The following is a 9,924-nucleotide window of genomic DNA, read 5'->3' as shown; positions in this document are numbered from 1 at the left end:
GGTAGTGCCGAGCCATGCTCGGCAGAGGCTTTCCCGGTAAGGCTCCAGCCGAGCATGGCTCGGCACTACAGGGCGGGAATACTGGGAACGCCTCTGACGAGCATGGCTCGGCACTACCGGCAATACCTCAGCGCAACCGCAGCTGCGCGGCGTCATCAACCTGCACGTGGGTCTGGTAGTAGTACTTGTCGCTGACGCGCGTGCCATCGGCAACGAATGCGATGCGCACCATCCGCGCCGTACCCTGCACCAGGATCGCGCGCCCCTTCAAGGCTGCGCCTGGATCGGCGCCATACAGCGCCACCAATTCCTGAAGCGCATCTGGCCCGATGCTGATACTGAGATTGCGCGGATCGCGGTAGTCCGATTGGGAGTTCAAGTACAGCCTGCCATCGGCATTGCCACTGGCACGCACGATCAGCGCAAACACGCCGTCCACCCCGCGCTGCGGACCGGCCGCAGCAGCCAGCTGCACCGCCATGGCCGGGTCCACCCATGCCGTGCTTCGTTCAACATGTGCACATCCCACCAAGCCCATTGATAGAACCGACATCAACAACAGACTACGCATGCTCGACTCCTTGTCAGCCCAGAAACATTGATTCAAGCCCAGCACCGGCGATGAGTACAAGAGACAGCGCCGCTGTACCTGTAGGAGCGGCGCAAGCCGCGAAGCCACTGCAACAGCAACGGCGACATGGTTCGTGATTGCAATCAATCCGGCGTCTTGGCTTTCACCAGCTTCGCGGCTTACGCCGCTCCTACACGGCAAACAGCGCCAGCTCCAGGCCTATCCACGCCAGGAACGCGACGAACAGCACCGCGCCTTCGCCGCGGCTGATCTTCAGGTCGCCGCGCAGCATCGGGTACAGCATCAGCACGAACACGATAGCGGCCGGCAGCTCCAGGCGCACGAACGAGGCCGGCAGCGGCAGCGGCCGCAGTGCCGCCATGCCGCCTATCACCACCAGCACATTGAACAGGCTGGAGCCGATCACGTGGCCGACCACCATATCGCCCTGTCCGCGCCGTGCAGCAGCAATGGCCGCAGCGACCTCCGGCAACGCCGTGCCAATGGCCACCGGCAACAAACCCGCCAGCAATGGCGACATGCCCCAGCCAGCGCCGATCACCGGTGCTGCCTGCACCACGAAACGCGCGCCGTAGTACAGCACCACCGCAGCGATGATGAGACGAATGATGTTGAGTCCGAGCAGCGTGCGGGTAGTGGCGTAATTGATGATGCTTTCCTGCAGCGCGGCCGGCTCATGTCGTGCACGCTTCAGCAGGAAGGCCAGCACGCCGACGAAGCCCAGCAGCAACACGATGCCTTCGATGCGGCTGATTGCCCCATCCAGTCCGAACACGATCAAGGCCAGCGTCGCCACCGCCAGCAGCACCAGCAGCGGCGACAGCAGGCGCGTGCGCACTACCAGCGGGAAAGCCAACGCAGCCAGGCCCAGGGTCAGGCCGACATTGACGATATTGCTGCCAACCGCATTGCCCAGCGCCAACTCCTGCGCACCGACGGCGAAGGCGCGTGCATTGACCACCAGCTCAGGCAAGGAAGTACCGAAAGCCACCAGCAACAAGCCAGCGACAAAGGGCGAGGCACCGAAGCGCTGGGCCAGGCCAGAGGCTGCCTTGACGATGGAATCACCGCCCAGGGCCAGCAGCACCAGTCCCAGGACAAACCATGCGATAGCTTCGAACATTGCGCCTCCCTCCCCTGCAGTGATGACGGCGGCGCCGGGAGCATACCCGCGCTACCGCCTATGGCCGCAGCAGGGTATCAGCCGCAGCCTTCCACGTAATCCACCTGCGGCGGCAGGCCTACGCGCCAGAGCGTGACCTTGCCGTCGGCGCCCAGCTCGAACACCAGCACGCCCTGGCTGCCATCCGTTGCCGGCACCCGCAGCACCTTGCCGGCATCGACATACTTGTGCGGCTGCGGCGGCTCGGCCTGCGGATAAAGCGCCTGCAGCTGGGCCAGATCCATGCCGATCCTGCCGCCACCGGGCGCTGCGGTATCGCCACCGCGCACGTCGTAGCGGACGAACTTGCCGCCTTCCAGCATGAAGAACGGCCCGCCCTCACTGTGCGCGGCCGGCGACAGGTAGTAGCAGCCGCCATCGGCCGCGGCATCGCCCTGCAGGTCGCCCGTCCATACCGTGCGCAGCTGCTCGGCATCGATGCCGAGTTGTGCTGCACCATAGCCCTGCCAGTCGGCAACGCTGCTTGCCGCAGGCGTGGGATTGGCCGGCAGCGGCGCTGCAGCAGGCTCGGCAGCTGCCGGCGCGGCCGGTGGCGTGCGCTGGCAAGCCACCAGCAGCACGGCAAACAGGGACATCGGCAAGGCAAGGCGCTTCATGCAGCGGCTCCGGGCGGGTTCGCGACCGAGTCTAGCGGCAACCGTGCCCGGCCAGCGCGAAGACAGTCTTGTCATCGTGGTTTCACTTGCCGGCGACAGGCTGGGCGCCTACGTCGCCCGTGCCCACCGCCCATGCAACCGCACAAGACCGAACTTGGCCACACCGTGCTGCAGACGCACCGCGCCGCGCTGGACCTGCGCCAGCGGCGGGCCTTGATCCTGTGCGATGGCAAACGCAGCCTTGCCGAACTGAGCGGCATGCTCGGCAACGACGTCCCCGAGCTGATCGCGCAGTTGCAGCGCGATGGCTACCTGCAGGTGGAGTCCCCGCCCGCAGCGCCCGCTACAAGTCCGGCTGTGAAGCCGCCTGTCGACGCCGCGGCCACGCCGCACACACCCGTGGAGCGGCGCCGCTCGATGGTCGCAGCGCGCATCTATGTGCTGGATATCCTGGCCCTGCAGCGCAATCCCACCGCGGCGCAGCTGCACAAGCTGCTGCAGGCAACGCGCGAGGAAGGCGATACCGTGCAGGCGCTGAAGCTGGCACTGAGCCATTTGCCGGCAATGACCTCCGACGGCTACACCCAGCGCGTGCGTGGGCGCCTGCAGGAAGTGCTGCCGGAAACGCATCTGGCAGCGGTACTGCAACCAGCACCGCTGCCAGCGTGAATCACCCCTTGGGCGGCGTGAAGTTGTTGCGCAGCCCACTCCAGCAGGCCTGGTAGCCGCGCTGGCGGTGCGACGCATCCATCGCTTGCTCGGTCGGGCAGATCACGCCACGGGTTTCGAACATGAAGGCCATGGTGTCGGTGATGACGTCTGGCTTGGACAGATCGGCCTGCGAGGCCTTGTCGAAGGTAGCCGCATCCGGGCCGTGGCCGGTCATGCAGTTGTGCATCGAGGCACCGCCCGGTACGAAGCCCTCGGCCTTGGCGTCGTAGGCGCCGTGGATCAGGCCCATGAACTCGCTGGCGATGTTGCGGTGGAACCACGGCGGGCGGAAGGTGTTCTGCGCCACCAGCCAGCGCGGTGGGAAGATCACGAAATCCAGGTTGCTGGTGCCCGGGGTATCGCTGGCCGAATGCAGCACCAGGAAGATCGACGGGTCCGGGTGGTCGTAGCTGATCGAGCCGATGGTGTTGAAGTGACGCAGGTCGTAGCGGTACGGCGCGTAGTTGCCATGCCAGCCGACCACGTCCAGGGGAGAGTGACCGATATCGGCACGCCACAGGCGACCCTGGAACTTGGCGACCAGCTCGAACTGGCCGTCGAGGTTTTCGTAGGCGGCGACCGGGGTTTCGAAGTCGCGCGGGTTGGCCAGGCCATTGCTGCCGATCGGGCCCAGGTCGGGCAGCTTCAACAGCGCACCGAAGTTTTCACAGACGTAGCCACGTGCCTGCCCGTCCGGCAGTTCGACCGCGAAGCGCACGCCGCGCGGGATCACCGCGATCTGCTGCGGCTCGATCTCGATCACGCCCAGCTCGGTACGCAGGCGCAGGCGGCCGAGCTGCGGCACGATCAGCAGCTCGCCATCGGCGTTGTAGAAGTAGCGGCCGCGCATGTCGGCATTGGCGGCGTACAGATGGATGCCGGCGCCACTGTGGGCTTCGGCCGAGCCGTTGCCGCCCATGGTGTACAGGCCCTCGACGAAATCGGTGGGCGTGGTGGGCAGCGGCAGCGGGTCCCAGCGCAACTGGTTGGGCGAAGCGGCCGCATGGCTGAAATCGCTGTGCAGGCGCGGCTGCGCGAACGGGGTGAACTCACCGTGCATCGCCGCCGGGCGGATGCGGTACAGCCAGCTGCGGCGGTTGCTGCCGCGCGGCGCGGTGAAGGCGGTGCCGGTCAGCTGCTCGGCATACAGCCCGTGTGCCACCTGCTGCGGCGAATTGCGACCCACCGGCAAGGTGCCGGGCACAGCCTCGGTGGCGAACTCATTGCCGAAGCCGGATTGATAAGCGTTGCTGACCATCACGAACCTGCCTGTGTTGTTGCACTTAAAGCCCCTCTCCCTCCGGGAGAGGGGTTGGGGTGAGGGTAAAAGCTAAAGCATTGCCGCTTAAAGCCCCTCTCCCTCCGGGAGAGGGGTTGGGGTGAGGGTAAGGCTTTCAGCCATCATCAAAATGGCTTCCAGCACCGCATCCACCTGCAGCAGTACATCGTTGTCCCAGAAGCGCAATACGGTCAAACCTTGCTGTTCCAGGAAACGAGTGCGCATGCGATCGACGTCTTCATTGTGCTGTGAGCCATCCAGCTCTACTACCAGCCGTTTGGCCTCACAGTAAAAATCCACGATATACGGCGGAATCGGATGTTGCCTGCGAAACTTCAACCCACCTAGCTGGCCGCTCCTCAACCTGTTCCAGAGCTTGCGCTCGGCGTCGGTCAGATTGCGGCGAAGCCTGCGGGCACGACCCAGAGTAACCGTGGGTAATGGTGGTTTGCTGCAATAGCTCATGAAGCGGCCTCCTTGCGCCTTTCATGATCTTTAGCAGCTTCGCCCTCACCCCAACCCCTCTCCCGAGGGGAGAGGGGCTTTGTCTTACGGTGCTTCAGCGCTTACAGCACACCACGATCCATCTGGTCGCGCTCGATGCTTTCAAACAAGGCCTGGAAGTTGCCTTCGCCAAACCCTTCATTGCCCTTGCGCTGGATGATCTCGAAGAAGATCGGGCCGATGCAGTTCTTGGTGAATATCTGCAGCAGCTTGCGCTGCTTGGTTTCCGGGTCGGCGTCGATCAGAATCTTGTTCCTGCGCAGGCGCTCGACGTCTTCGCCGTTGTTCGGGATGCGCAGGTCGACCACGTCGAAGTAGGTGTCCGGCGTATCCAGGAAATCAATGCCCTGTGCACGCATCGCTTCGACGGTGTCGTAGATGTTGTCGGTGAAGCAGGCGATGTGCTGGATGCCCTCGCCCTTGTAGGCGTCGAGGTATTCGTTGATCTGGCTCTTCGGGTCGGAGGACTCGTTGAGCGGGATGCGCACGATGCCGTCCGGCGCGGTCATGGCCTTGGACACCAGCCCGGTCTTGGCGCCCTTGATGTCGAAGTAGCGGATCTCGCGGAAGTTGAACAGGCGTTCGTAGTAGTCCGACCACTGCTGCATGTTGCCCAGGTACAGATTGTGGGTCAGGTGGTCGATGAAGGTCAGGCCAAAGCCGACCGGGTTCTGATCGGCGCCTTCGATCGGCTCGTAGTCCGTGTCGTAAATGCTTCCGGCACCGCCGTAACGATCCACCAGGTACAGCATGCAATCGCCGATACCCTTGATCACCGGCGCCGACACGGCGCGGGTTTCAGCCAGCAGCTCGACCTCCTCGGCACCGTTGCGCAGGGCCGCTGACAGCACTTCATCAGCCGGCTTCTGGAAGCGGATGGCGAAGCCGCAGGCGCTCGGGCCGTGCTTGGCGGCGAAGTCGGCGGCGAACGAATTCGGCTCCTCGTTCACAAGAAAGTTGACGCCGCCTTGACGGTAGACGGTAATAGCACGCTGCCGGTGGCGGAGGACGGCCGTGAACCCCATGTTCTTGAAGTAAGCGTGCAGCTGGGCAGCCTGCCCCGCCGGTGCGCCGAATTCGACGAACTCAAAACCATCGATGCCCATCGGGTTTTCAAAGGTGGTGACCTGCATGCCCAGGTTGGGCGCGTTGGATGCAGTAGGGGTGTTCATGAGTTGCCTCCGGAAGCATGGCGGTCGCCGGGGTACCGGCGATGAAAACAGGAAGATCCGCCCAAAAAGCGGGTCTGGACCGAAGGTTATAGTTTCACATGAAACCACCATCAAGGTGCACTGCAGCATGAGCTCTTCCGATTACAGCAAGTCCACCAGCATCCGCGCCTCGCACGTGTTGCTGGATCTTGAGCAGTTCCTGCCTTACCGCATCAGCGTGTTGTCCAACCGGGTCAGCGGCAACATCGCCCGGCTGTACGGCGAGCGCTATGGCCTGGCCATTCCCGAATGGCGTGTGATCACCATCCTGGCGCTGTATCCGGGCTCCTCGGCCAGCGAAGTGTCCGAGCGCACGGCAATGGACAAGGTGGCGGTCAGCCGCGCCGTGGCACGCCTGCTGGAGCGCGGTTTCATCAAACGCGAGACCCATGGCGATGACCGTCGCCGTTCGGTGCTGGCGCTGTCTGCCGCAGGCTTCGAGGTCTACGAGACCATCGCGCCGATGGTGATCGAGATGGAACGGCGCCTGATGTCGGCGCTCACCGAAGAAGAAGAACAGGTACTCGAACGCCTGATCACGCGCCTGGCCGATGCCGGTCTGCAGCGCATGAACGAGGGTTGATCGTCGCCGACGATCAACTCAGGTGCTTGCGCCGCGCATAGATCCACGGCGCGGCAAGGGCCGCGATCGCACCACCTGCAAAACCCAATGCCGCCGCCACCGCCGCCGCTTCCACGCGGCCGGGCAAGGCTAATGCTGCAAGCAGCAACAGGCCGGCCGGCAGACCGATGAACGAGGTCAGGAAGAACCGCCAGCGCGGCACCCAGGTGTGCAGCTGCATCAGGCTGGCGCCGGTCCAGGCATCGTTGGCTTGGTCACGTCTGATTTTGTCCACCAGCTTGACCAGATCGACTTCGGCACTGCCCTTACCCATGCGTGCCAACGCCAGCTCCGCGCCAACTTCAGCTGGTTCCGGCCAATTGGATGGCCACCCTTGCGGTGCTGCAACGCCATAGGCAGTCAACAGTGGCAAGGACAAAGCCGGGACTGGCAGCGCGCGCAGTCGGCGTTTGTCCATCACGCACCAGAACTCGGTCAGGCCGTTGTTGCTGACCTGGTAGAGCGAGAGCTGTTCCGGCGCCGGGTACGGCAAAGCGGTCACCCGCGCTGCCATCGATTCAAGGCCCATAGCGCGTAGAAAGCCGACACGGCTGCGGCCGGATTGCGCCCAGCCCAGGCCCAATGGCGACAGCAGCATGACCTCGGCGTGATCGTTGACGCCACTGTTGGCGCGCTCATCGCTGGCCAGGAAGGCCGACAGGGAATTGGGTTCGGCCACGTCTGGTTTGCCCCAGCGCTGCGAATGACCGAGCAGGAACTTCAATGGCACGCGTGCGGCAATGGTTTCACCGCGCACATTGTCGGAGGCAAACGGCACCACGCTGGCGACAAAGGCGCGCAGTTCGTTGCCAGGCGATGCACTCCACTCAGGCGGCAACAAGCCAGCCAGCAAGCCGTTGCGGGTCAGCTGATCGATCTGTTCTTTCTGCTCGACCAGTCGCGTGACTGCCGACTGCAACATGATGTTGGGCGGCACCGCTGCCTGTGGCAACCGGTAGCGCGGCGGCGGCGCGGGCTCTTCCGGCGCTGCGCTTTCGTCCAGCAGTTCCTCCACCGATGGCAGTTGGATGCCGGCAAGGTCCTGTTCGACAGTTGCGGCGCTGGAATCGGGGCTGGCAGCTGGCTGCATGATGAGAGAGGGCAAGGCGCCGGATGCAGAGGGATTGATCCGTTAGCGGCCGCAGGCGAACAAAATGAAGATGAAGGCTGTGGCTTAACCCCCTCCCTTGCGCAAAGCGCAGGGGAGGGTTGGGGAGGGGTGCTTTGGCTTTGGCTTTGGCTTTGGCTTTGGCTTTGGCTTTGGCTTTGGCCCTGACCCTGGCCATCCCCCATCCCCCATCCCCCATTCCCCATTCCCCATTCCCCATTCCCCATTCCCACCCTCAAACCCCAAAACGGCAAAAGCCCGGCCGAAGCCGGGCTTTTGCTTTCCCAGTGGGATTCCGAAGAACCCCAACCCCAAAGCGATTAACGCTTGGAGAACTGGGTGGCGCGACGTGCCTTGTGCAGGCCGACCTTCTTACGCTCGACTTCACGGGCGTCACGGGTCATGAAGCCAGCCTTGCGCAGCTCGGACTTCAGGGTTTCGTCGTATTCGACCAGCGCACGGGCGATGCCCAGACGGATCGCACCGGCCTGGCCGGTGGTGCCGCCGCCGGCAGCAGTGACAAGAATGTCAAAGCTTTCGGTGTTCTGGGTCAGTTCCAGCGGCTGACGCACGATCATGCGTGCAGTCTCACGACCAAAGAACTCGTCCAGCGGACGGCCATTGACGGTGATGTTGCCAGTGCCCTTGCGCAGGAACACGCGAGCGGTGGAGGACTTGCGGCGGCCAGTGCCGTAGTTTTGAGTGATAGCCATGATTAGATATCCAGAACCTGCGGCTGCTGTGCTGCGTGCGGATGCTCAGTGCCTGCATAGACCTTGAGCTTGCGGTACATCTGACGACCCAGCGGGCCCTTCGGCAGCATGCCCTTGACGGCGGTCTCGATGACGCGCTCCGGGTGACGCTCCAGCGCCTGCTCCAGGGACTCGGTCTTCAGGTTACCGATGTAACCGGTGAAGCGATGGTACTTCTTGTCCTTCAGCTTATTGCCGGTTACAGCAATCTTGTCGGCATTGATGACGACCAGGTAATCACCGGTGTCAACATGCGGGGTGTAGACCGGCTTGTGCTTGCCACGCAGGCGGCGAGCCAGCTCGGTGGAAAGACGGCCCAGCGTCTTGCCGGCGGCGTCAACGAGGTACCAGTCGCGCTGGACGGTCTCGTTCTTTGCAGTGAAAGTGCTCATAAAGAACTCAGGTAGGTCGGGCGGATTACGGCGAGATGAACCACCGGAACTTTGCCACGCGTTGTGAAGGTGAAACAGAAGAGGCGGGATTGTACTGGCCGCCCGCCCCGGGCGCAACCCGGCATCTGAACAGCCGCCCCGCGTCGGCCTTGGCAGGCCGCGGACCAGCGGCGAGAATCGGATATACCCCACTGCACTGCCCTGACATGATCACCGCCCGCGTACACACGCCGCTGGACCACCTGCTGACTGAAGCCCAGCGCGCCCTGGATACGGTGTTCGGCAATCCGCCGGCCGCACGCCCCAACCCAGCCGGCGACACCCCCGAGGTGGTGCTGGAACCGGCCGAGGCCCGCCACGCAGCCGGGCTGATGCGCATCAACCACGTCGGTGAGGTCTGCGCGCAGGGCCTGTATTTCGGCCAGGCTGCGGTCGCCCGCGACCCGGCCACGCGCGCCCATCTACTGGAAGCAGCGCAGGAAGAGACCGACCACCTGAGCTGGTGCGCCGATCGCCTGCGCGAACTGGACAGCCGCCCCAGCCTGTTCAACCCGCTCTGGTATGCCGGCAGCTACACCATTGGCACTCTGGCCGGCCTGCGCGGCGACGGCTGGAACCTGGGCTTCGTGGTGCAGACCGAACGCCAGGTGGAAGCGCACCTGGACGAGCACCTGCAGACCCTGCCACCGGCCGACCAGCGCAGCCGCGAGATCCTCAAGGTGATGAAGCTCGACGAAGCGCGGCATGCCGAGCACGCCGAACATGCCGGTGCGCGCAAGCTGCCGTTCCCGATCCCGTCGGTAATGGCATTGGCGTCCAAGGCGATGAAGGCTGTGGCCTACCGGCTTTGATGCCCGCAGCCATGCTGCGCCAGGGCTACCGGCCGCGCTCCACCTGTAGTGGGGGGGGGGGGGGGGGGGGGGGGGGGGGGGGGGGGGGGGGGGGGGGGGGGGGGGGGGGGGGGGGGGGGGGGG

General features: G+C 64.3%; 12 protein-coding genes. 3 read left to right on the top strand and 9 right to left on the bottom strand.

Annotation, left to right across the window (positions count from 1 at the left end):
- Positions 1–127 precede the first annotated feature (127 nt).
- From ACVOL0_RS19495 to ACVOL0_RS19485, 3 genes are all read right to left on the bottom strand, one after another.
- Positions 128–571: a hypothetical protein gene (locus ACVOL0_RS19495; protein WP_481550489.1), complete on the bottom strand. Its 444-nt coding sequence runs from the start codon at positions 569–571 to the stop codon at positions 128–130.
- A gap of 190 nt (positions 572–761) precedes the next feature.
- Positions 762–1,715: a calcium/sodium antiporter gene (locus ACVOL0_RS19490; protein ID WP_481550488.1), complete on the bottom strand. Its 954-nt coding sequence runs from the start codon at positions 1,713–1,715 to the stop codon at positions 762–764.
- A 77-nt stretch (positions 1,716–1,792) separates the two neighbouring features.
- Positions 1,793–2,371 (bottom strand): lectin, encoded by a 579-nt coding sequence (locus ACVOL0_RS19485; protein WP_481550487.1) that lies wholly within the window; start codon positions 2,369–2,371, stop codon positions 1,793–1,795.
- Positions 2,372–2,503: 132 nt separating this feature from the next.
- Between ACVOL0_RS19485 and ACVOL0_RS19480 the strand changes: the two genes are divergently transcribed.
- Positions 2,504–3,040 carry a hypothetical protein gene (locus tag ACVOL0_RS19480; protein ID WP_481550486.1) on the top strand — a complete coding sequence of 179 codons (537 nt, stop codon included), beginning with the start codon at positions 2,504–2,506 and terminating at the stop codon, positions 3,038–3,040.
- Between the two features lies 1 nt (position 3,041).
- Here the strand turns inward: ACVOL0_RS19480 and hmgA are convergent, their stop codons facing one another.
- From hmgA to hppD, 3 genes are all read right to left on the bottom strand, one after another.
- Entirely contained in the window at positions 3,042–4,340 is a 1,299-nt protein-coding gene (hmgA, locus tag ACVOL0_RS19475) for a homogentisate 1,2-dioxygenase (RefSeq protein WP_481550485.1), read from the bottom strand.
- Positions 4,341–4,427: 87 nt separating this feature from the next.
- Entirely contained in the window at positions 4,428–4,826 is a 399-nt protein-coding gene (locus ACVOL0_RS19470) for an endonuclease domain-containing protein (protein ID WP_481550484.1), read from the bottom strand.
- A gap of 101 nt (positions 4,827–4,927) precedes the next feature.
- Positions 4,928–6,037: a 4-hydroxyphenylpyruvate dioxygenase gene (gene hppD, locus ACVOL0_RS19465; RefSeq protein WP_481550483.1), complete on the bottom strand. Its 1,110-nt coding sequence runs from the start codon at positions 6,035–6,037 to the stop codon at positions 4,928–4,930.
- 127 nt (positions 6,038–6,164) lie between these two features.
- Between hppD and ACVOL0_RS19460 the strand changes: the two genes are divergently transcribed.
- Positions 6,165–6,659: a MarR family winged helix-turn-helix transcriptional regulator gene (locus ACVOL0_RS19460; RefSeq protein ID WP_057626456.1), complete on the top strand. Its 495-nt coding sequence runs from the start codon at positions 6,165–6,167 to the stop codon at positions 6,657–6,659.
- A 13-nt stretch (positions 6,660–6,672) separates the two neighbouring features.
- Here the strand turns inward: ACVOL0_RS19460 and ACVOL0_RS19455 are convergent, their stop codons facing one another.
- The 3 genes from ACVOL0_RS19455 to rplM form a co-directional block, all read right to left on the bottom strand.
- Positions 6,673–7,803, bottom strand: coding sequence for a hypothetical protein (locus tag ACVOL0_RS19455; protein ID WP_481550482.1), 1,131 nt, complete (start codon positions 7,801–7,803; stop codon positions 6,673–6,675).
- Between the two features lie 323 nt (positions 7,804–8,126).
- The gene (gene rpsI / locus ACVOL0_RS19450) at positions 8,127–8,519 is read right to left on the bottom strand and encodes a 30S ribosomal protein S9 (protein ID WP_057626426.1); all 393 of its coding nucleotides are present in this window, start codon (positions 8,517–8,519) and stop codon (positions 8,127–8,129) included.
- A 2-nt stretch (positions 8,520–8,521) separates the two neighbouring features.
- Positions 8,522–8,950, bottom strand: coding sequence for a 50S ribosomal protein L13 (gene rplM / locus ACVOL0_RS19445; RefSeq protein ID WP_481550481.1), 429 nt, complete (start codon positions 8,948–8,950; stop codon positions 8,522–8,524).
- 206 nt (positions 8,951–9,156) lie between these two features.
- Here rplM and coq7 point away from each other — a divergent pair, with 206 nt between their 5' ends.
- Positions 9,157–9,801 (top strand): 2-polyprenyl-3-methyl-6-methoxy-1,4-benzoquinone monooxygenase, encoded by a 645-nt coding sequence (coq7, locus tag ACVOL0_RS19440; protein ID WP_481550480.1) that lies wholly within the window; start codon positions 9,157–9,159, stop codon positions 9,799–9,801.
- Positions 9,802–9,924: the final 123 nt, after the last annotated feature.

The organism is Stenotrophomonas sp. STEN021 (genome assembly GCF_056760175.1).
The sequence above is the reverse complement of the archived record's forward strand: the minus strand, read 5'-3'. Positions and strand labels throughout refer to the sequence as shown.

Bases quoted from the DNA above. Each gene is read 5' to 3' on its own strand.
- ACVOL0_RS19495 (WP_481550489.1), bottom strand. From the start codon at position 571: ATGCGTAGTCTGTTGTTGATGTCGGTTCTATCAATGGGCTTGGTGGGA.
- coq7 (WP_481550480.1), top strand. From the start codon at position 9,157: ATGATCACCGCCCGCGTACACACGCCGCTGGACCACCTGCTGACTGAA.
- ACVOL0_RS19480 (WP_481550486.1), top strand. From the start codon at position 2,504: ATGCAACCGCACAAGACCGAACTTGGCCACACCGTGCTGCAGACGCAC.
- hmgA (WP_481550485.1), bottom strand. From the start codon at position 4,340: ATGGTCAGCAACGCTTATCAATCCGGCTTCGGCAATGAGTTCGCCACC.
- ACVOL0_RS19460 (WP_057626456.1), top strand. From the start codon at position 6,165: ATGAGCTCTTCCGATTACAGCAAGTCCACCAGCATCCGCGCCTCGCAC.
- ACVOL0_RS19485 (WP_481550487.1), bottom strand. From the start codon at position 2,371: ATGAAGCGCCTTGCCTTGCCGATGTCCCTGTTTGCCGTGCTGCTGGTG.
- hppD (WP_481550483.1), bottom strand. From the start codon at position 6,037: ATGAACACCCCTACTGCATCCAACGCGCCCAACCTGGGCATGCAGGTC.
- rplM (WP_481550481.1), bottom strand. From the start codon at position 8,950: ATGAGCACTTTCACTGCAAAGAACGAGACCGTCCAGCGCGACTGGTAC.
- rpsI (WP_057626426.1), bottom strand. From the start codon at position 8,519: ATGGCTATCACTCAAAACTACGGCACTGGCCGCCGCAAGTCCTCCACC.
- ACVOL0_RS19490 (WP_481550488.1), bottom strand. From the start codon at position 1,715: ATGTTCGAAGCTATCGCATGGTTTGTCCTGGGACTGGTGCTGCTGGCC.
- ACVOL0_RS19470 (WP_481550484.1), bottom strand. From the start codon at position 4,826: ATGAGCTATTGCAGCAAACCACCATTACCCACGGTTACTCTGGGTCGT.